A 22,813-nucleotide genomic window follows, 5' to 3' on the forward strand; every position below is an offset into this window, starting at 1 on the left:
AGTAGTGCGGGCTCGTGTGGCTCGTCTATTTTGTGCTAGGGTGTATCTTGCTTTCCCTAACCGCGGCCTTCGGGTCCGCGCTACTCCGTTCATGAGTCGTAAAGGTGCCGTATTCCTCTTCTTGCTAGGCCTGTTGGTGGCTGCGCCAGGCCATGCCCAGCAGCGCCCAACGCAGCCTAGTGCTAGCCCAAGCGTTAGCAAACCAGAAAAGGCGGCCAAATCCAAGAAGCTAAGCCGCAAGGAGCGGAAGGCCCTAGCCCAGCGCGCCGATATTGAGTCGATGCAGCTGCAAAAGCGGCCACTTTCTGAGAAAGACCGTGAACTAAGCGAGGCTTTCTTTGTGGATGGCCTACGCTACCTCATGCTCGAGGACTACAACAAAGCCTTGGAGCGCTTGCTCAAGGCCTACGCCCTCAACCCGGCTAATGCTGCCATCAACTATAAGATTGCGGAAACCAATCTGCTGAGTGGAAATCTCAGCGACGCTACCAATTTTGCGCAGACGGCTGTAAAGCTCGACTCCAAAAACGCGTATTACTACCTGTTGCTGGCCCAGATCTATAGCTCGCAGAAGCAGTATGATCAGGCTATCAAGGTATATACTACCCTCATCAAGGATGTACCCGATTCGGGCTACTACCTGTTCAATCTGGCGGACCTGTATATGGCCCAGGGCAAGCTCAATGAAGCCCTGAGCACCTTCGAGCAGGCCGAAAAGAAGTTTGGGCCCATTGACGAAGTGTCGTTCAAGAAGCAACAGATCTACCTCAAGCAGAACAACCTGGATAAAGCCTTGCAGGAGGGCGAGTCGTTGATTGCGGCCAATCCTGATGAAATCCGGTACGTGCTGGCGCAGGCGCAGATGTACGCTGCCAACAACCGCTACCCCGATGCCATTAGAGTAGCGCAGCAGGCCCTGAAGCAAGATCCGTCTAGTCCGCAGGCCCGCATGATTCTGGCCGACGTGTACCGGCAGCAGAACAACCCTCAAGAATCGCAGAAGCAGATTAAGCTGGCATTCGAGAGCCCTAGCCTCGATATTGACACCAAAGTTCGGATTTTGGTTGACTACATTAAGCAGCTCCCTAACCCCGCCCTGAATCAGTCGGCGCTGGAGCTAGCAGAAATCACCACCCGCACGCATCCTAAAGAAGCCAAGGCCTTCTCCATTGCAGGCGACATTCAAACCATTACCGATAACAAAGCGGCAGCCCGTGCCAATTACCTCAAAGCCGTAAAGCTGGATAACTCCAAATTCCAGATCTGGCAGCAGGTGGTGCTGATTGACGCCGAGTTAAACCAGGTTGACTCTCTCCTTCTCCACACCGACCAGGCGCTGGAGCTTTTCCCCAATCAAGCCTCCCTGTGGTTCTACAACGGAGTGGCCTACATGCTGAAAAAGCAAACGGCAAAGGGAGTGAAGTCGCTAGAATACGGCCGCAAGCTAGCCACCGATAATCCCGAACTGCTAGCCCAGTTCGACACCCAACTCGGCGACGCTTATCACGAGTTGAAAGACTATGCCAAGTCGGATGCCGCGTATGACGCCGCCTTGGTATTCGATGCTAATAATGCACAGGCGTTGAATAACTACAGCTACTACCTTTCTTTGCGCGGCGAAAAGCTGGATAAAGCGAAAGAGATGGCCAGTAAGCTCGTCAAACAAAACCCCGATAATGATACCTACCTCGATACGTACGGGTGGGTATTGTACCGGCTGAAAGATTACACCGGAGCCCGACAGCAATTTGAGCTTGCGCTTAAAACCACCAAGGACGCTACCGTAATAGAGCATTACGGCGACGTTCTGTACCAATTGGGCGAGCGGGACAAAGCACTGGCGGAGTGGCAGCGGGCCCAGAAAATGGGCGGTGCTTCGCCACTGATTGACCGCAAGATTAAAGACAAGAAACTCTATGAGTAAATGTATTCCGCTGGCCTTGCTGGGCGCCGTGCTGTTGATGAGTAGCTGCACCCGCAAGCTGACTCCAACAGCCTCCAAGACCGTTTCTACGAAGGCGCCGGAAATGGTGAAGGCTACCAACATAGACTTCCGTTACCTCAAGGCTAAGGGCAAGGTATCTATTGATTTTCCCGGAGTACAGCAAACAGCTAACCTAAACGTGCGCATGCGCAAAGACAGCGTTATCTGGTTATCGGCGTCACTGGGTATCGAAGGATTCCGGGCCTACATCACCCGTGACTCTGTGAAGGTGTTGTTTCCCCTGCAGCGCGAATATTACTCTGGCGACTATGCTTACCTGAGCCGCATATTAAACGTGCCCATTACGTTTGAGCGCGTGCAGGCAGTGCTCCTTGGCGATTATCTGCCCGCCACCCCACCTAATACAGTTACTCCTACAGTTAGTACTGAGGGTGATACGCAGCGCGTGCAGTATGAGCAGACCGGAGTATTGGTGCAGCAACTCATTGATCTGAGCAAGGGACGAGTGCAGCAGCTTACCGTGCAAGATCAGCAAACCCAGAACAGCCTACAGGTAGATTACTCCGACTTCCAGCCCCTGCCGCCGCAAAACCAACCCTTCGCTCACGGCACGGCTCTAAAGGTAAAGCAACCCAAAGGCGCCCCAGCCAGCGTTACGGTATCTTACCGCAATGTGGATCTGGACAAAGAAAGGCTTTCTTTCCCCTTCTCGGTCCCTAAAGGTTATGCGCGCAAGAAGTAAGGCCTGGCTGCTTCTGCCAGTAGTCCTGCTGTTTTCGGTAAAGGCGAGTACCACCTTACTGGCGCAGCAAAGAACCAAGTCTAAACCTCGCAGTTCCTCCAGTAGTGGCAAGTCAAAAGCCCAACTGGAGCGGGAACGGCGTGCCACTTTGCGTCGCATTCAGGAAGCCAGCAAGATTCTGGAGCAGACGCAACGTCAGAAGCAGGCTTCGGTAGGCCAGTTAAATGCGCTCAAAGAAAAGCTGACGGTTCAGCAAGGCGTCATTCGCAATATTAGCAATGAGCTGAACTACATTGAAAATGACGTTCAGCAAACACAAACGCAGGTTCATCATACCCAGCAGAACTTAGAGCAATTAAAAGCGGAGTACGCCCGCCTAATCTATATTGGCTCCAAAACAGCCAATAGCTACAACCGGGTAATGTTTCTGTTTGCTTCAGAATCATTCAACCAGTTTATGCTGCGTCTGCGCTATATTCGGCAGTACGCCGAAGTACGCCAAGCGCAAGCCGCTCAAATCAGCCATACCCAGCAACGCCTTAGTGAGCAGCTGACTGGCCTAAAGGAAAAGAAGCAGGAGAAAGGCTCGTTACTCAACACGCAGCTCTCGGAAAAGAAAAATCTTCTGACGCTGAAAACGCAACAAGACCAGGTTGTCACCAAGCTCAGCCAACAGGAAGAAAGCCTACGGCAGGAACTGGCAGCCCGTCAGCAAGCTGTCAGCCGGCTCGACAATTTGATTGCGCTTAGAGTAAAAGAGGAAATTGCCCGCGCTGCCCGCTTGGCAGCCCGCCGAGCAGCAGCAGCCCGCGCCGCTGCTGCTCGAGCGAATAACCCTGCTGCCGCTCCGCGCCCCGGCGAGGCCCCCTCCCGGGCCAGTACTGCCGCTGCCGAAGCAGCCGAGAATGCCGCTGTTGAACGGGTTGACCGCGTAACGCTCACCCCAGAAACGGCTATTCTAGCATCTTCTTTCACCGAAAACCGCGGTCAGCTTCCTTGGCCTGTGGGGCGCGGTTTTATCTCCCAGCGATTTGGACGCCACAACCACCCGGTGCTGCATAATGTGGTGGTAGAAAACCGTGGCGTAGATATTCAGACCAGTGCCGGCGAGCAGGTGCGCGCGGTTTTTGATGGTAAAGTGCTAACCATTGCCAACGTGCCCGGCATGAACAACATTGTAATGGTACAGCACGGTGACTATTTCACGGTGTACGCGAAGCTGCGCAATGTAAGTGTGACCGAGGGCCAGCAAGTAAAAGCTCGCCAACCTATTGGCACAGTATATACTGACCCCGAAGGCACCTCGGAAGTACAGTTTCAGGTATGGCACAATAGCTCTAACCTCAACCCTGAAAACTGGCTGGGTCGCAAGTAATTTTGCCTCCTAGGCCACTATAACTTCAAAGCCCAGCCCTATGATAGGTGCTGGGCTTTCTGTTTGCGCTGAAGCATAGCGCTATGGTTGGGCATAAAAAAACACCGTACAGGATACGGTGTCTTTCTGAGCTATGAAAACAAACTTAGCTATCAGTAATCCCTCCCCCGAAACAGGAGCAGCAAGCTGCACCCGCTCCGGGGCAATCCCCGATAACATGACGAAAGATAGGAGACTTTGAATACCCTTACTACTCCCTTTCGCCGAAATGTCTATTTCTCTCGGCGAATCTCATTTTTCTCTTTCTCTCTGTCTGAGTAGAGAATTAGCAAAGGGCTGGTCTACTATTCAAATAAGATTAAGCCGACTCAATAAGTTGGCTTTATAGGAGTTCCCGATGGGTACTGGCATCACACCACTCACCCGGTCGGCATTGCGCCCTGCTTCAACTACAACGGCGTCAGACTCAATGGCCACAATCTTATCCAGGCGGACGATATACTTGCGGTGAATCCGGGCAAATTCCTTCGCTGGCAGCTTTGCTTCCAGCTCCTTCATGGTGCTGTACACTGTGTAGCGGTCTTGGCCCACGTAGATATTTACGTAATCGCCTAGTGCTTCCACGTAGCGGATGTCAGCAGTCTTGAGGCGCACCAGCTTGTGCTCCTGCTTGACAAAAATCTCAGTTTGTCCGCCTCCTACATTCATAGAGCCAGCGGTATCATTCGTCATACGCAGTAGCTCTTCCAGCTTTTGCTGTTCATAATGAAGTTGAATGCGGGCGCGGCGCAGTTCCAGATGAGTTACTACCTCACGGGCCAAAACGCTCAAGGCTTCCCGCTGCTTCTGGTTAAGCCGGCGTGGTACTGTATCAATGGCACAGATAGTGCCCAGCGGATGCCCCTCGGGGGAAAGTAAAGGTGCCCCGGCGTAGAAACGAATGCTCGGGTTTGAAGTAACGAGCGGGTTGTTTTGAAAAAGGGGGTCTTGGCTAGCGTCTTCTACTTCAAATACACTATCCGAAAACATGGCATAACGGCAGAACGCTTGCTCAAGCGGCGTGCTGTCGGCCTCCATCCCAATTTTGGCTTTGAACCACTGCCGCTCAGAGTCGAGCAGGGTTACTAGAGAGGTGGGAGTACCGCAGATATAGGAAGCTAGTTTAACCAGATCGTCAAAAGCCGCTTCAGCTGGAGTATCTAGGATTTGATAAGCACGCAGGGCCTCTAGTCGCTCCTGTTCGGCAAGAGGACTTAAGGGTTGGTAAGTTGCCCCCGCGGATGTTGCACGCGTTCTACCAGGCATTTAATAGACAGAAAATTTGGGGTTTTACTTAAAAGCAGAGTAGCTAATGCTAAGCAGCCTAACTATCTGTATCCTTACAAAATAGTACAGCATCTGGAACATTTCCCAATTTGGCAAGGCGAACAGCATGAAATCCTCGCCAAAAGGAGCTTATACCTGTGTGAAAATTAGTACCTAGATGTACCTGATGGGTCAGGTACATCTAGGCCAGGGAACTGATTTTGAAATTATGAGGTACCTTTACCAATCCTGAAGCGTACACACATCCGTACGTTCAGCTTTGACACTCCCAAACGGCCTTTTGGCTATCCTCAACTATGCATTTCGCCACCCTTTTGCTCGGAATTGGTAACTTCGGAGGCACCGAGTTGCTGCTTATTGGTCTTGCTATCATTTTGCTTTTCGGCGCCAAGCGCATTCCAGAGCTGTTCCGCGGCATGGGCCAAGGCATTCGGGAGTTCAAAGATGCCTCTAAAGAAGATAAGCCGGAATTCCGTGACCGTCCGGTAAACCCCAATGACCCCACGGCACCCCGCCGTTAATCAGTAGTTCTGCCATGAATACTCCATTCTTCCTTTTCCTGGGTGACCTAGGTGGTGGTGAGTTGATGCTCATCATGGTTGTCATCCTGATCTTCTTCGGCGCCAACAAAATTCCGGAGCTTGCTCGCGGTTTGGGTAAGGGCATCCGGGAGTTTAAAGATGCTTCCCGCGAAATTCGCAGCGAGATTGAAAACAGTGGTCAGCCACAGCAGCCTTATCAGCAGCAGTTCAATCAGCAGCCTCAGCAATACACGCAGCCAGTAGCCTACCAAGCGCCAGCCCCTGAAGCTACTCCGGTAGCTGACGTGACGCCCGCCGCAACGCCGCTTGCTCCGCCCATGGACGGTGGAATTACGCCGCCTGTAACGCCCACTCCGGAGCGCCCCCGCCTCGATCAAATGAACTAATTCTTTCTTCAATTTGAGACGCTTTACCTCTCTCACGGAAGTTCGTAACGAGCTGACGGCAGGCACCACGACCTGCCGTCAGCTCGTGGAGTATTATCTGGATAACATTCAGAAGAACAATCATCTAAACGCCTTCCTGGAAGTATGGCCCGAAGAGGCCCGTGCGCAGGCTGAGGCCGTTGATGCCAAGCTAGCTGCTGGCACAGCTGGTAAGCTAGCAGGCATGGTGATTGGCCTGAAGGATGTACTGGCCTACAAAGACCACGCACTGCAAAGCAGCAGCCATATTCTAGATGGCTTTAAGTCGCTGTTTACGGGTACCGCTGTGCAGCGCCTGCTCGATGAAGATGCCATCTTGATTGGACGTCAGAACTGCGACGAGTTTGCCATGGGCGCTTCCAACGAAACGTCCTTTTTTGGCCCCGCCCGGAATGCCATTGACCCAGACCGCGTGCCGGGTGGCTCATCAGGGGGGTCTGCAGTAGCGGTGCAGGCTGATATGTGCTTGGCCTCTATTGGCTCCGATACGGGTGGTTCGGTGCGGCAGCCTGCCGCTTTTTGTGGTATTGTCGGTTTTAAGCCTACCTACTCGCGCATTTCGCGCTATGGCCTGATTGCCTATGCCTCGTCCTTCGACCAGATTGGCACTCTCACTCATTCCGTTGAAGATGCTGCCCTGTTGCTGGAGGTAATGGCTGGCGCCGATACTTTCGACAGCACTGTTAGCCAGCGTGAAGTACCAGCTTATAGCCAGCTACTAGAGCCTGCCCCGCATTACCGCATTGGTTATATCCGCGACTGCTTGGAGCGGCCAGGATTGAATGCGGAGATCAAGGCGGCCACAGAACATGCCCTAGACGTTTTCCGGGGCCAAGGCCACGTAGTAGAAGCCGTAGATTTTCCCTATCTCGACTTTATCGTACCTAGCTATTACATTCTGACTACTGCCGAAGCTAGCTCCAACCTGAGCCGCTACGACGGGGTTAAGTTTGGTTACCGTGCCCCTGATGCCACGGATTTAGAGTCGTTGTACAAGAAAACGCGTGCTCAAGGCTTTGGGCCAGAAGTGCAACGGCGTATTCTGTTGGGCACTTTCGTACTTAGTGCCGACTACTACGATGCCTATTACACGAAGGCTCAGCAAGTGCGTCGTCTGATTAAGGAAAAGACGGATGAGTTGCTGCGGGAGTATGACTTCCTGGTGCTGCCCACTACGCCAGCTACGGCTTTCCGCATTGGAGAGAATGAAAAAGATACGCTGGCGATGTACCTAGCTGATATCTTTACCGTTCAAGCATCTTTGGCTGGCGTACCAGCCATCTCGGTACCAGCGGGTGAGGACTCTAAGGGTCTGCCCATTGGGCTGCAAATTCTCAGTGGAGCCTTCCGTGAAGAGCATCTGCTGGCCTTTGCCAAATCTGTAACGGAGACTCTCACGCCTGTTCTGTCATAGCTTGGAGATACGATGAAGAAATTGTTGCTGCGCGCTGTTGCTCCGGTGTTGGTTGGGGCAGCTCTAGCCCACACCAGTGTTGCCCAGGTTCGTCCTCAGATTCCCCAGAATGCCAGCGCGCAGCCCAACGATTCTTCACAAGTAACGCTGGAGCTTCTTCCCGACTCTTTGGTAGCTATTCCTGCTCCCCTGGATTCGGCTCGGTTAGTTTGGTTGCGTACGCCTCCAGAACTGCGGGACTTAGTAGGAGACCGAGTAAGCTGCTTTGAAACAGACGTACCGCACGCATTTAATGCTTCGGTGCTAGCATTTGTGCGGTTATTCACGGAGCGCCAACGTTCCTATACCCAGCGGGTACTGGAGCGGGAGAACATGTACTTCCCGCTTTTTGAAAAGTACCTCGCCAAGTATAACCTACCCACAGACCTTAAATATCTAGCCGTAGTAGAATCAGCTTTGATTCCGACGGCAAAGTCACGGGTGGGCGCAACGGGTTTGTGGCAGTTTATGGGGCCTACGGCCAACGACCTACGTCTGCGTCGCGACGATTGGGTGGATGAGCGTATGAACCCCGAGAAAGCCACAGAAGCTGCCTGTAAGCATCTGCGGTATTTGTACGGCGTGTTCCACGACTGGGAGATGGTGCTGGCAGCTTACAACTGGGGAGCTGGTAATATGCAGCGGGTTATGCGCCGAACCGGTAAAAAGACTTTTTGGGAGGTATACCCCAATTTGCCCGCTGAAACTCGCAACTACGTGCCCACCTTCACGGCTATCATGTACACCATGAAGCACGCGCAGGAACACCAGTTGCACGACGCTACCTTGCGCTACCAGCATGCTGAGCCAATGGATACGCTACAATTGGGTGGTCGGGCCTTCGACCTTACCCGTCTAGCACGCGCCTGTGGCTACACCGATTCTATGGCACTGGCCCGGCTTAATCCGGAGCTGCGCAAGCCTTGGCTCCCAGAGGGTTACCGCCCGTATGCGGTGCAACTGCCTACTTCTGTGCGGCCAGCTCTGGCTTTAGTTGATAGGGCTACCCTATTTGATTACTGCCGGCCAATGGCTGAACTACCTGCTCCCTTAGCACCACGCCCCATTCCGTTGCTAGGAGTAACACCCCTGCCCACACGCAGCCTTTTAGCCGAGGGGGCTCCCCGCGAAGCTGCCGTAGATACCACCCCACGATTCCGACGGGTGCGCCACACCGTACGCCGTGGCGAAACTGTAGCCGCCGTAGCGGAGCGCTACGATGTAACTCCGGCTCAAGTCCGACGGTGGAATGAACTTTCCAAAGGTCAGTCTCTAGCGTCGCGCCGTCAGCTGGTAGTTTTTGTACCAATCAAGCAAGCGCCTGCCCCAGAGCAGGCGTCCGTGGCTGCGCGTACAGCGCGTCCGGCTTCCATTCGGGTGCCTGAAGCTGCACAAACACCACCCGGCCGCTCAGTAAGCCAAGCAGTTGCCCCAGCTCAGACCGCCACAGAGGAGGAAGCTCCACTTGTAGTAGCCAAGGCCGAAACGCCCCGGCTCGCTAAGCCCGCTAGGCCAGTCCGGACAGAAGCTGCTCCCGTAGCAACCAGTACTTCCGAAGCTGATAGCCCTGTACTAGACGACTATACCGTGCGCCGCGGCGACTTTATTGAGAAAATAGCCCGGGAGCGCAACCTAACGGTAGCTCAGGTAATGGCCTGGAACCACCTGACTTCAGAAGTCGTCCAACCCGGTCAGAAGCTCGTGCTCCATCCTACGGAAGAGAAGGAAGACGTGGCCCCTACCGTAGTTCTGGCATCAGCTAGGCCTGCTCGTAGCACCGCATCAGCCGAGCCCAAGGAAGCGGCACCTAAGATGCCGAAGCATCCTAAAGTACATCTGGTGCAGCCCGGCGATACGCTTTACAACATTTCGCGTCGTTATCAGGGTGTAACGGTAGAGAAGCTGCGGCAGCTCAACCATTTAAAATCTGATGAGGTGAAGCCAGGCCAGAAGCTATTGGTAGCGGGCTAAGCTCTTACTGATCAGAACACACAAAAGGCGGATGCTAGCAGTAGCATCCGCCTTTTTGTGTAAATGTGCCACTCATACTTAGCCAATTACCGTCAACTCTAGGCCACCTATTTTGTGGCTGGTGGCGCTGCGGTTCAAGGCCCGCCTATTTGGTAGGCAAGCCGCCTAAACTTTGATTCCGGCTGATTTCGCCCCAACTTGCTTTATTAAACTCCTCTGGAGTACCCACTCGTTGCCACCCGCGTATGCTTAAAATAAACAAACAGGACGCCCTGAACTACCACTCTCAGGAGCCCGCCGGCAAAATAGAAGTAGTGCCCACTAAGCCCGTCAGCACCCAGCTTGACCTGGCCCTGGCCTACTCGCCTGGCGTAGCGGAGCCCTGCAAGGAAATTGCCGCTAACAAGGACGACGTATACAAGTACACAGCTAAGGGCAATCTGGTTGGTGTTATCAGCAACGGTACGGCCGTACTAGGCCTAGGCAATATTGGTCCCGATGCCTCTAAACCAGTAATGGAAGGCAAGGGAGTACTATTCAAGAAGTTTGCGGGCATCGACTGCTTTGATATTGAGATTGATGCCACCGACCCGGATGAGTTCATCCGGATTGTGAAGTCGCTGGAGCCTACGTTTGGAGGTATCAACCTCGAAGACATTAAAGCGCCAGAATGCTTCCGAATTGAGACGGCCCTGCGTGAGCAGATGAACATTCCGCTCATGCATGATGATCAGCACGGCACAGCTATCATCTCATCGGCGGCCCTGCTCAATGGCCTGGAGCTGGTCGGAAAAAAAATCGAAGAGATTAAAATGGTGGTAAGTGGCGCCGGCGCCGCTGCCATTTCCTGCCTCCGCCTGTACCTAGCCTTGGGGCTGAAGGTAGAAAACGTGGTAGTGTTTGATAAGGACGGCATCATCACCCCGGAGCGTACCGACCTGGCCGACATGCAGCTGCACTTTGCTACCACTAGGCCTATCCGCACGCTGGCCCAGGCGATGGAAGGTGCCGACGTGTTTCTAGGCCTATCCGCGGCTAACGTACTGCCGGCCGAGCTACTGCTAAAGATGGCCGATAACCCCATCGTGTTTGCGCTGGCTAACCCTGACCCCGAAATTGCTTACGAAGTGGCCCTGGCCACTCGGCCCGATATCATCATGGCCACTGGTCGCTCCGACCATCCTAACCAGGTGAACAACGTGTTGGGCTTCCCCTATATTTTCCGGGGGGCGCTAGACGTGCGGGCTACGGAAATCAACGAGGCCATGAAGCTGGCGGCGGTGCATGCTCTATCAGAGCTAGCCAAAGACGCCGTGCCGGATATGGTAAACAAGGCTTACGGTGATAACACCCTCACCTTCGGCCGCACCTATCTCATCCCCAAGCCCCTCGACCCACGCCTCATTACGGTTATTAGCCCAGCTGTGGCGCGGGCCGCGATGGAAAGCGGCGTGGCCCGCATCCAGATTGAAGACTGGATGGCCTACGAGGATCAGCTGCGCAACCGCCTGGGCGTGAACCAGAAGCTCATGAACCGCATGACCCAGGCCGCCAAGGCCAACCCCAAGCGGGTGGTGTTTGCGGAAGGCGACAACTACAAGATTCTCAAAGCGGCGCAAATTCTGCACGACGAAGGCATTGCGCATCCTATCCTGCTGGGTAACCGCCAGAAGATTGATCTGATTGCCAAGGCTAACAACCTTGATTTGGAAGGTTGCCAGATCATTGATATTCTGGAAGATGATGCCAAGCGCGAGGAATACGCCAACCTCATTTATGAGAAGCGCCAGCGCCGAGGCATTACCCTCTACGAAGGTCGCCGCCTGCTTCGGGAGCGAAACTACTTTGGTTCCATGATGCTGGAAACCGGTGAGGCCGATGCGTTCATCACGGGTTTAAGCAAAGACTACGGCAAGTCGATTTTACCCTCGCTACAGGTAATTGGGGTAGAAGACGGGGTAAAGCGCGTGGCGGGTATGTACATCATCCAGCATAAGAAAGGCCCCTTCTTCTTTGCCGATACGACCGTAAACATCGACCCTACGGCCGAGGAAATGGTAGATATCATCGGTCTAACAGCCCGGGCAGTTCGCTTCTTCGATACCGAGCCGCGCATGGCTGTTATTAGCTACTCCAACTTCGGCTCAAACCCCGGCGACCTGCCCGATAAAGCGCGCAAAGCTACCGAGCTAGCCAAAAAGCGTTACCCCGATCTGATTCTGGATGGGGAAATGCAGGCCAACACGGCCCTGAACCCTCAGTTGCTGCAAGAGCAGTATCCTTTCTCAGAGCTGGCCTCAAAGGGCGGCGCCAACACCCTCATTTTCCCGAACGTAATCAGCGGCAACATCGCCTACAAAGTGATTCAGGAAATTGGCGGCGCGGAGGTAATCGGGCCAATTCTGATGGGCATGCGCAAGCCAGTGCATATTCTGCAGTTGGGTGCTTCCGTCCGCGAAATCGTGAACATTGCCTCTATTGCGGTAGTAGATGCGCAAACCCTGCATAACCGCCTCTAAGCTTCGCTAGGCCACTTACCGCTCTGGCAAGAAACTATCAAGCCCTCAGTGCCGCTGGCGCTGAGGGCTTTTACTTGTATTACAGCGCCTTATCTCTATACTTGAAGCATGAGAAAAGCTCTACTTCGTGTTATTGGCCTACTATTACTGCTGTTAATGGCCTTTGTAGTAAATGTAGTGTGGTTTAAGCCCGTGTTCATTCGCCTATTCTACGAGCGGGTTTTTGCTGAATTGCTGTTTGACATGCCACAGTTGCTTTCCACATTTCGCTTAGTGGAGCCGCTAGGCATCCAAGCTCATAATAAAAAGCTAGACGACTACTCAGAGGCTGAACACGACAAGCAGGCCAAGCGGTTACGCCGCAACCTGGATATACTGCACAGTTATGACACCACCGGCTTTGATGCGCAGCAGAAATTATCATACGATATTCTGGACTGGTACATGAGAGCCGCCAATGAGGGCGAGAAGTTTCGGTATGACGATTACCCCGTAAACCAGCTGTTCGGGGTTCAGAACGGTTTCCCAACCTTTATGGCCACCAAGCACCAAGTGCACAACCAGCGCGATGCCGAATACTATACCATTCGGCTGAGCAAGGTGAAAGCGCAGTTTGCGCAGGTGTTGGAAGGGCTCAAGATTCGGGAGCAGCACGGGGTAGTGCCCCCTACTTTCGTTATTGATAAAGTACTGACGGAAATGAATGGCTTCGTGGCGCAGAAGCCCGAGGAAAACATCTTATATACTTCGTTCGCGGAGAAGCTGAATGCTATAAATACACTGGATAAGGCCGAAAAAGCTCAGCTGCTAACCGAAGCCAACACCCAGATTAAGATAGCCGTGTATCCGGCCTACCACTCTCTGATAGCCTACTTCACGGCCTTGCGCCCCCGCTCCACTACAGATGCGGGCGTGTGGAAATTTCCGGATGGAGCCGCATACTACGCATACTGCCTGAGGCAAAATACCACCACCGATTTTACCCCTAATCAAATTCATGAACTAGGCCTCAAGGAAGTAGCCCGTATTGAGGCCGAGATGGCAACCATCCTGAAAGCCCAAAGTATCAGCGGCAGCCCGGGCCAAGCTATGGCGAAGCTAAATGAGGAACCGCGCTTTCTGTACCCCGATACAGACTCGGGCCGAGTACAGATTCTGACGGACTACAAGCGAATTCTAAGCGAGGTCAACCAAGGTATGGCCTCCGCTTTCCATAGCCGCCCGAAAGCAGCGCTGGATGTACAGCGTGCTCCAGCATTCAAGGAGAAAACAGCCCCTGGTGGGTATTATGAACTTGGTGCCCAAGATGGCTCCCGCCCCGGCACCTTTTACACTAACCTCTACGATATAAAGGCCACCCCCAAATTTGGTATGCGCACCCTAGCCTACCACGAAGGTATTCCGGGTCATCACTTCCAAATCAGTACGGCCCAAGAGCTGAAGGGGCTACCTACTTTTCGAACGGTTATTCCGTTTACCGCCTTCTCCGAGGGTTGGGCGCTATATGCCGAACAGCTAGCCTGGGAACTGGGCTTTGAACAAGACCCCTACGACAACCTAGGCCGCTTACAGGCGGAGCTGTTTCGTGCCGTGCGCTTGGTGGTAGACACCGGAATCCATGACAAGCGCTGGACCCGCGAGCAAGCTATTGACTACATGCGCACCCACACCGGCCAAGCTGAGTCTGATGTAGTGGTTGAGATTGAGCGCTACATTGTGAACCCCGGCCAAGCCTGCGCCTACAAGATGGGCATGCTCAAAATTTTGGAGCTGCGCGAGCGGGCTAAGCAGGCGCTAGGCCCCAAGTTTGATATGCGTGACTTTCATGAGGTGGTGCTAAAGAATGGAGCCATGCCCCTGAGCCTGTTAGAGCGGGTAGTGAATGCCTACATAGAGCAGAAAAACAAGGCGGCGTAGGCCCTAGGCCAGCAGAAGCTTCTGAGCCGGAGGTTTGCAGTTGCTGGGAGGACGATTCTTGGGTAAAACCAATTTTTTTGAGCAAAAAGCCAGTAGATTTGGGATATAAACCCAATTGCGCCGTGTTGTTCAGCTAGACCAACAACTGGTTCTTGAACATGCTGCGGGCACTTCTATTCTACCGCTCCCTACATTAGGAGCAGTGCCTGCTCTTTATCCCTTTCCCACATGATTGCCTACCTCGACGGTAAACTTGCCTACAAAGACGCCGCCCTTGCTATTGTTGATATTATGGGCGTGGGCTACGAAGTTCGGATTTCGCTAGCCACTTACTCCAAACTGCCCGCCGAGGGCGAGAAAACAAAACTCTATACCTACCAGCACATCAAAGAAGATGGGCAAACGCTGTACGGTTTCTTAGACCCCAACGAGAAAGCCTTGTTCATGCAGTTGATTTCCGTTTCGGGAATTGGCCCCGGCACGGGCATCGTGATGGTGTCTTCCATGTCCGTTGGGGAAATACGGCAGGCTATTGTGCAGGAAGATGTGCGCTCTATTCAGAGCATCAAGGGCGTAGGCCCCAAAACAGCTCAGCGCGTAGTGCTGGAGCTAAAAGACAAGCTGCGGAAGGATGAGTTGCTGGCCAAAGCAGGAATTGATACCGTACCTCTGGCGCGGGCACACAATACCAACCGCGCTGAAGCGTTAGCCGCTCTAGTAACGCTGGGCTTTGCGCGGGCTGCGGCCGAGAAGACTCTCGACCAAATTCAGCACAAGCACGGCAACGATCTGAGCGTGGAGGAATTGATTAAATTCGCTCTTAAGTCTCATTAGGCCAGTGATGTTGTAGGCCTGTCATGGGCGCCTCTCACTCTGCACCCTCATATACTGGGTTCTGGGAGAAAGGTTGCCTCGACTGGCCTACAACAACTATCTCCTCTCCCCTTTCCGACGGATTATTGACGCTTGAATACCGGTAAGAAGTCTCTTGTTACCTCTTTGGTAACAGTTGTATCGTTAGTGGCTTGGTGGTCGCAAGCAAAGCCGAACAGCACACTAGCTGAACCGTTTGCTATGCGTCAGCTCTGGGCGTGGCTACCGGGCGGTTCTCGGGGTTTGCACGCGGTTTCTCCCGACACGCCCCGCATTGATACGGTGCGCTACCGGCCTAGCCGGCGCCCCAAAGTAAATCCGCAGGACCGCATTGGCACGCCGTTTTCGCCGCAGCGCCGTCGCTCTCCGCTGGTACTGCCGCTGCCCGGCAACGTGAACCTAGACGTGCAGCCCGACGACAGTCTCCAGAACTTCGATATTCGGGAACGGGTGGGTACGGAAGTAGACTTCCGCGACCCTAGCCGCATGACCTTTGAGGAGTATTCGCGGTGGCAGCAGCAGCAGGCCGTTCGAAACTACTTCCGGCAGCGCTCCAATGGGGGCGTAGCCGGCAGCCCCAATACGCCCGCTAGCCAGCGTCTCATTCCTAAAATCTACCTCGGCCCCATGGCCGACCGGATTTTTGGGGGTAGCTATGTCGATATCCGTCCGCAAGGTGCCGTGACGCTACGGATGGGTGCCCGCTTCAACCGCAATGAAAACCCCACGCTTACTTTGCGGCAGCAACGTGTCGGCGACTTTCAGTACGATCAGAACATTAACCTCAACCTAACCGGTCAGATTGGGGAGAAGCTGAAGCTGAGCTTCAACTATGATACGCGCGCTGCCTTCGACTTCGAGAATAATATGAAGCTCGATTACACCGGCTTCGATACCGATATCATTCGGAAGGTAGAGCTGGGTAACGTGAGCTTGCCCCTAAATAACTCGCTCATTACGGGCGGGCAGAACTTGTTTGGCGTAAAAACTCAGCTGCAGTTTGGGCGGTTAGGCGTTACGGCCGTGGCCAGCACCTTGCGCGGGCAGGCCGATGAAGTCCGGATTCAGAACGGCGGGCAGAGCCGGCAATTTGAGCTCAAAGCCAGCCAGTATGAGCGCGACCGGCACTACTTCCTATCGCAGTTTTTCCGCGACCGGTATGATGCCGCCCTCCGTAACCTGCCTACAGTGCAGAGCGGGGTAGAAATCCGGCGGCTGGAAGTATACGTGACCAACGACAACCGACAGAGCGATAACCTACGCAACGTGGTTACCCTCATGGACGTAGCCGAGCCGGTTCGGACCTATCGCCGTCAGTTTGTACAACAACCTACCCGCCCTAACACTCCCGCCGACAACTCGGCCAATACACTCTTTGGGAGCATCATCAGGCCTAACTCTCCTAATGCCGAGGCCCGGAATGATTTGTCTACAGAAGGCTACCTAAACTCCTTAGGCCTTGCCAAGAACGTAGACTACGAACACATTCGGGCCCGGAAGCTGGACCCACGCGAGTACACCTTTAATGCACAGCTGGGCTATATCTCGCTAAACACGCAGCTGCTCCCGGAGCAGGTGCTGGGTGTGTCGTTTGAGTACATCTACAACGGCAAGACCTACAAGGTGGGCGAGACGGTGGAAGATTACGCCAATGTAGGCCAGGATCAGGTGATTTTCCTGAAGATGCTGAAGGCCACCAACCCCGCCGTAGGCCTAGTGGATTCCAGCGACGCCAGCGTAAACCTAACGGGCAACGCCAACCTGCAAACCCGCAACCTGCCGACCTGGGACTTGATGATGAAAAACATCTATGCCCTGAACGCCAGCCAGCTCAACCGCGACAACTTCCAGCTCCAAATCGTTTACAAGGACGACGTAACGGGCGTCGACTTGATATCCCTGAAGGAAGGGGCCAAAATCCAGAACCGGCCGCTGATTGAGGTCCTGAACCTCGACAATGTAAACCCCAACAACGACCGTAACCCTGACGGCAATTTTGACTTCTTCCCCGGCATCACAATTGATACCGAGCTAGGCAAGATCATTTTCCCGCAGGTACAGCCATTCGGCAATTACCTGGCTGCCCAATTCGATACTACTGGCGTGGCCGGTGGCAACGCCCAAGCCGAGCGAGAGCTGGCCCGTAAATACGTGTATCGGGAGCTCTATACCCAGATACAGAGTGATGCTCAGCAGCGCCAGGAAAAGGATAAGTTCTTCCTGCGCGGCCGATTTCAGGCCACCGCTACCAACGAAATCAGCCTACCCGGTATCGGGGTGGCTCAGGGCTCCGTGCGGGTGTATGCAGGCAGCACCTTGCTACAAGAGGGCATCGACTATCAGGTATTCTATGATCAAGCTATTGTAAAAATTCTCAACCCTAGCTACCTCAACTCAGCAAACGAGCTGCGGGTACAGTTTGAGAAAAATGCCTTAGTGCAGGTGCAGCCGCGCAAGCTGGTGGGCGCCCGCTTCGACTATCGCCTGAGCCCTGATGTGAATTTTGGCGCTACAGTACTTCACCTGCTCGAGAACCAAGCCCCTGGTATCAACCGCGTAAACATTGGCGACGAGCCTGGCAACAACACCATCTACGGGTTCGACGTGAATGCTCGGCGCGAGTCGCGGGCCATTACGAAGTATCTGGATATGCTGCCCTTTATTTCCACTAAAGAAATATCTTCAGTGGCATTCAGTGGGGAATTTGCGCAGCTTTTACCGGGTCGCTCCAAGCTGGGGAGCAACGGAGAGCCCGGGGTTTCCTACATTGATGATTTTGAGAACTCCCGCACGCCTTACTCACTTGGTGGCCTTAACTCTGCCACCACGTGGCGTCTGGCGGCTACACCTCCCGCGCTAGGAGGCAACTTAACTGGCCTAGAGTCGGCTTACCGCCGGGCGAAACTGGCGTGGTACTCTATTGATCAGAGCTACTATACTGGTGGTACAGCCCGGCCGCGTAACATCGGTGCCAACGATATCCGCAACCACTATATCCGCGGTATCAAGCGGACGGAGATATTCCCTAATCGTGACGTGGGTACCACCGGCAATGCCTACGAGTACTCCCTGGACCTAGCCTACTTCCCCGATGAACGTGGCCAGTACAACTACACGCCTAACGTAGATCCCAGCACCAATGGCCGTCGGTTCTCCAATGTAGCAGGCTCGGCTAACGCAGCTCGTTTCGGTGGCATTTCCCGTGAAATCACGTTTGATACCGACTTCGACAATGCCAACATCGAGTACCTAGAGTTCTGGATGATGGACCCGTTCATCAACAGCCGGGATGGCCTAGCAAACATTACCGACTCTGATGGCCACAACGCCCCCAACACCACGGGTGGTGAGTTGTACATCAACTTGGGCTCCGTGTCGGAGGATGTACTGAAGGATGGCAACCGACACGAATTTGAGAATGGCTTGCCCTCTACCGATGACCTATCGGATGTAACTCCAACAATTTGGGGGCAGGTGTCGCGTCAGCCTTTCCTTACCGATGCGTTCAACGCCGCTGCCGGTTCTCGTGCTCGTCAGGACGTAGGGCTAGATGGCGTAAACAATGATGGTGAACGTGGCCTAGCGGGTGTTCCGGCTCCTTATGCCGGCTTTGCTGACCCGGCCGCAGATAACTTCCGCCACCACCTCGACCCCAGCTTCGATCAGGCCGATGCCAAAATTCTGGCTCGTTACAAGGATTATAATGGCCTAGAGAATAACTCTCCTGAAGGCAGCCAGCTCAGCTCCACAGCCTATCCTGATAAGGAAGATCTGAACCGCGACAACGTTATTTCCGATACGGAGCGTTATTACGAGTACCGCTTAAACTTACGCCCTGGCCAGCTCGCGGTAGGCCAGAACTATATCGTCGATCAAGTCACATCTAAGGTCAACGATGATGATGTAACATGGTATCAGTTTCGTATACCGGTTCGGCAGCCTACCGGCGTTGTAGGTACGCCCAATGGCAAAGACTTTGGTTTCAAGTCGATCCGATTCCTGCGCATGTATCTCACGCAGTGGGAGCAGCCAACGGTTTTGCGCATGGTACAGCCGCAGTTTGTAGCCAACCAGTGGCGCCGCTACCTCAATAAGATTCAGCAGCCGGGCCCAGTACTCAGCCCTGACACGGACGCTGATGCCTTCGATATTTCGACGGTAAACCTGGAGGAAAACGGTATTAGCAATACCCCCACCGCCGATGCTATTCCCTACGTTCTACCGCCCGGCATTAACCGGGACCGTGAATTTGGCTCTAGCACCGTAAACCGCCAGCAGAACGAGTCTAGCTTACGTCTGCGGGTAGAAGGCCTGCGTGATGGATTTGCTAAGGCGAGCTACAAGAACGTGACCCTGAACATGCTGCGTTACAAGCGCCTGCGCATGTTCCTGCACGCCGAAAGCGAAGACCGCACTGTTCAGAGTGGCGAGGTGCGCGCTTTTGTGCGCATCGGTACTGACTACACGCAGAACTATTACGAATACTCTGTTCCGCTGACCATTACACAGCCTGGCTCTACTACACAGGATGCAATTTGGCCTATAGAAAACCGTATTGATTTGAGTTTCCAAGCCTTCGTTGATGCCAAGTCGGCGCGCAATAAGGCAGCATCCAACTCTATTGACTACGCCATCCCTTATACCCTTATAGTAGACCCAGTTACCCGCGCTCAGATAACAGTAGTGGGTAACCCTGACCTTTCAGCGGTACAGGGCGTGATGATTGGCATGCTGAACCCGCGTGACGACAATGCACCCAAGACCCTGACGCTGTGGGCGGATGAATTGCGAGTATTCGACTTCGAGAACGAAAGCGGCTGGGCCGCTACGGCGCGTTTCAATGCTAAACTGGCCGACGTAGCCAACATCACGGCTACGGGCAATTACATTACTACTGGATTTGGTGGCCTACAAGACCGGCCTCAGCAGCGCTCTATCGACAATATTGCCCGTGGTGATTTGAACGCCACTATCGCGGCCGACAAGTTTTTCCCAGAGAAGCTAGGCCTCCGCGTGCCGGTGCTGGTTCAGGCCGGCGTAGAAACCCGGGCCCCCAAGTATGACCCACTTGACCCGGACACGAGGCTAGAGCAGTCGCTACAGAAGTTTGAGACCAGCGAAGAGAAAGCGGCCTACCGGAAAGAGGTAGTTGACCAAACCAGCCAGCGCAGTATTAACGTGCTAAACGTGCGCAAGGAGCGGACCAACCCTGAGAAGAAGGTACGCCCCTACGACATTGAAAACTTTGCACTAAGCTACTCTTACACGGAGCGCTTACACACTGATATTCGGACCGACCGCGACTATACCCGCACGTACACGGGCGCTCTGGCCTACGTGTACCAGACAGTGCCCAAAAGTTACACGCCGCTGGCCAAGGTGAAGGCCTTTGACTCGCCGTACCTGAAGATGCTGCAGGAGGTAAACTTTACTCCCCTCCCCTCGCGCTTCTCCTTCCGCGCTGATATTGACCGCCGTTACAACGAGCGGTTCTTACAGCGGACGTTGGAGCCCGGTCAGGTTCCCGTGACAGACGGTATCCCGGGCATCTTCCAGAAGTCGTTCTTCTTTAACCGCATCTACGATATGCGCTGGGATCTAACGAAGGCTCTAGCGTTGGACTACACAGCCACTAACCGCTCAGTAGTAGATGAAGGCCCAGGTCGCACCATTGGTGGCGATGATATTTCGAAGCGCAACCGAGAGTTACTGCGCGACAATCTGTTTAAGCGCGGCGGCCGCACTACCAATTTCAACCAAACGGTTGCTATTACCTACCGCCTCCCCCTAGACAAGTTCCCGCTCACCGACTGGCTCTCAGCCGACGCCCGGTACGCAGCCAACTATACTTGGCAAGCGGCCTCCACAGCGTTACGGGCCCCTATCAACCCCGGTAACCTAGCCGACACTGCTACTGCCCCATTCAACCTTGGTAACACCATTCAGAACAACGGAGAGCTGAGCGCGAATGGTAAAATTGATTTGGTGAAGCTTTACAACAAGGTCCGCTTCCTCAATATCATCAACAACGCCCCTCCACCCGCGCCTCGTGGTACTGACGAAAGCCTGAAAGGCCGGCCGAAGCAAGGATTACCAGGCCAGTCCCAGACTGATCCGGCAGCCGCTGATACAGCCAAAGGTCCCGAGCTGCGGGTACTCAAAGCCGTTCTGCGTTCCTTAATGACGGCCCGCTCGCTCAACTTCACGTACACCCGCAGCAACGGCACGCTACTACCAGGCTACTTACCAGGCACCCGTTTCTTCGGCATGAACAGTGACTTCAATGCTCCGGGTGTGCCCTTCTTGCTCGGTAAGCAGTATGATTTAGATGCACTTTTCCAGCGGGCCTACTCACGCGGATGGTACACTGACAGCAGCCAATATTTGAATACTCCTCTTAGCTCATTGCTAACCGAGAACCTGGCGCTGCGCACTTCTCTGGAGCCGTTCCGCAACTTCATTATCCGCCTCGATGGACGCCGCCAGCTGGTGCGCAACCGGGAGGTATTTTACCGTCTTCCCATAGATGAAGTTAAGCTGACGCCCATTCCTAATACTGGACCGCAGGCCAGCAACCCGCTGGGCTCGGGCACGTTTAGCACTTCCTTCATTTCCGTTCAAACCTTGTTCGGCGATTTAAATGCCAGCGGTGAGACGTCTAAAGCATTCAACCGATTCGTGCAAAACCGAGCCGCTGTACGCGAGCGGTTAGAAGCGGCTAATACCAACCCCGGTAGCTACGGATACAACTCACAGGATGTCCTGCTGCCGGCCTTTCTAGACGCCTACCGAGGCAAATCGTCTGATGGCTACAAGGCCAAGAAATTTGATCCTTTCTCTCTGCTGCCTATCCCGAACTGGACAATTGAATACAATGGCCTCGCTGATCTGCCGTTCATGCAGCAGTATTTCCGCTCCATTACTTTCAACCATGTTTACACGTCCAGCTACAACATAAACGGATACACCACAGCCACTTCTTACACTCGGGAGCCAGACCTACCATATCTAACCAACAATAGCGGCCAGTATATTCCATACTACGTTATTGGACAAGTGACCATTGCTGAGCGGCTGGCTCCGCTCATCGGTCTGAACTTCCAGACCACCGGCAAAACCACTGGCGGTATAGAGTACCGCGTAGATCGTACCCTAGGCCTCAACACTACCAACGCCCAGGTAACCGAATTGCGCTCCAAGGAAATGGTCTTTCGCTTAGGGTATGTGACCAATAGCCTTCGAGTACCGTTCCGCATTGGGGGTGAACAGAAGGTGCTGCGCAATGAGATAAACGTCCGGCTTGATTTGAGCATTCGCGACAACTATACCGTCCAGCGCGCCATTCTGGATGTAACCGATACCAACCTCGGACGCTCATCTAGCCAGACCACCAACGGCACTCGGCAGATGCAGCTACGCCCCACTATTGACTATATCTTGAACCAACGGCTCAACTTGCAGTTCTTCTTTACCCAGAACATCACCACTCCTCGGGTACAGAATGCGTATAAGAACACGGCCACAGAAGGTGGCATTCAGTTGCGCTATAGTCTTTCACAATAAGATGCAGCTAATGCATGTAGAAGCCCTACCTGGCCTAGGCCAGGTAGGGCTTCTTTTTAGGAGCCTACTGTGGTTTGCAACCAGTGGCCTAGCGAATTCTCCTAAGAACATTTTCGGCATTCCATCATTTAAGCTTTACTTTTGAACCATCGCGCCACAGCG

12 protein-coding genes are annotated in these 22,813 nt (G+C 53.9%); 11 read left to right on the forward strand and 1 reads right to left on the reverse strand.

The window, feature by feature from the left end:
* Nucleotides 1-91 precede the first annotated feature (91 nt).
* The 3 genes from EU557_RS08030 to EU557_RS08040 are packed head-to-tail and all read left to right on the forward strand — an operon-like array spanning nt 92 to nt 4,062.
* A complete protein-coding gene (locus EU557_RS08030) occupies nt 92-1,924 on the forward strand; it encodes a tetratricopeptide repeat protein (RefSeq protein ID WP_135529880.1) in 1,833 nt (610 codons plus the stop codon).
* The gene (gene lolB1 / locus EU557_RS08035; RefSeq protein ID WP_135529881.1) at nt 1,917-2,687 is read left to right on the forward strand and encodes a lipoprotein insertase outer membrane protein LolB1; all 771 of its coding nucleotides are present in this window, start codon (nt 1,917-1,919) and stop codon (nt 2,685-2,687) included. Before EU557_RS08030 ends, lolB1 begins: the two co-directional genes overlap by 8 nt.
* Nucleotides 2,671-4,062, forward strand: coding sequence for a murein hydrolase activator EnvC family protein (locus EU557_RS08040; RefSeq protein WP_135529882.1), 1,392 nt, complete (start codon nt 2,671-2,673; stop codon nt 4,060-4,062). Before lolB1 ends, EU557_RS08040 begins: the two co-directional genes overlap by 17 nt.
* A gap of 348 nt (nt 4,063-4,410) precedes the next feature.
* Here EU557_RS08040 and EU557_RS08045 read toward each other — a convergent pair whose 3' ends face one another.
* Nucleotides 4,411-5,367: a GAF domain-containing DNA-binding protein gene (locus EU557_RS08045; RefSeq protein ID WP_135529883.1), complete on the reverse strand. Its 957-nt coding sequence runs from the start codon at nt 5,365-5,367 to the stop codon at nt 4,411-4,413.
* Nucleotides 5,368-5,684: 317 nt separating this feature from the next.
* Between EU557_RS08045 and EU557_RS08050 the strand changes: the two genes are divergently transcribed.
* The 8 genes from EU557_RS08050 to sov all read left to right on the forward strand — a co-directional run bounded on the left by EU557_RS08050 (nt 5,685) and on the right by sov (nt 22,651).
* Nucleotides 5,685-5,909 (forward strand): Sec-independent protein translocase subunit TatA/TatB, encoded by a 225-nt coding sequence (locus EU557_RS08050; RefSeq protein WP_135529884.1) that lies wholly within the window; start codon nt 5,685-5,687, stop codon nt 5,907-5,909.
* A gap of 14 nt (nt 5,910-5,923) precedes the next feature.
* On the forward strand, nt 5,924-6,316 hold the full coding sequence (tatA, locus tag EU557_RS26035) for a twin-arginine translocase TatA/TatE family subunit (protein ID WP_135529885.1): 393 nt from the start codon (nt 5,924-5,926) through the stop codon (nt 6,314-6,316).
* Nucleotides 6,317-6,329: 13 nt separating this feature from the next.
* The gene (gene gatA, locus EU557_RS08060) at nt 6,330-7,769 is read left to right on the forward strand and encodes an Asp-tRNA(Asn)/Glu-tRNA(Gln) amidotransferase subunit GatA (protein WP_135529886.1); all 1,440 of its coding nucleotides are present in this window, start codon (nt 6,330-6,332) and stop codon (nt 7,767-7,769) included.
* 12 nt (nt 7,770-7,781) lie between these two features.
* Nucleotides 7,782-9,779 (forward strand): LysM peptidoglycan-binding domain-containing protein, encoded by a 1,998-nt coding sequence (locus tag EU557_RS08065; protein WP_135529887.1) that lies wholly within the window; start codon nt 7,782-7,784, stop codon nt 9,777-9,779.
* A gap of 245 nt (nt 9,780-10,024) precedes the next feature.
* The gene (locus tag EU557_RS08070; RefSeq protein WP_135529888.1) at nt 10,025-12,298 is read left to right on the forward strand and encodes an NADP-dependent malic enzyme; all 2,274 of its coding nucleotides are present in this window, start codon (nt 10,025-10,027) and stop codon (nt 12,296-12,298) included.
* A 108-nt stretch (nt 12,299-12,406) separates the two neighbouring features.
* Nucleotides 12,407-14,215 (forward strand): DUF885 domain-containing protein, encoded by a 1,809-nt coding sequence (locus EU557_RS08075; RefSeq protein ID WP_135529889.1) that lies wholly within the window; start codon nt 12,407-12,409, stop codon nt 14,213-14,215.
* A 228-nt stretch (nt 14,216-14,443) separates the two neighbouring features.
* Entirely contained in the window at nt 14,444-15,049 is a 606-nt protein-coding gene (ruvA, locus tag EU557_RS08080) for a Holliday junction branch migration protein RuvA (RefSeq protein ID WP_135529890.1), read from the forward strand.
* Between the two features lie 240 nt (nt 15,050-15,289).
* The gene (sov, locus tag EU557_RS08085; RefSeq protein WP_135529891.1) at nt 15,290-22,651 is read left to right on the forward strand and encodes a T9SS outer membrane translocon Sov/SprA; all 7,362 of its coding nucleotides are present in this window, start codon (nt 15,290-15,292) and stop codon (nt 22,649-22,651) included.
* Nucleotides 22,652-22,813: the final 162 nt, after the last annotated feature.

Origin of the sequence: Hymenobacter wooponensis (genome assembly GCF_004745865.1) — a bacterium.
Lineage (GTDB): Bacteria > Bacteroidota > Bacteroidia > Cytophagales > Hymenobacteraceae > Hymenobacter > Hymenobacter wooponensis.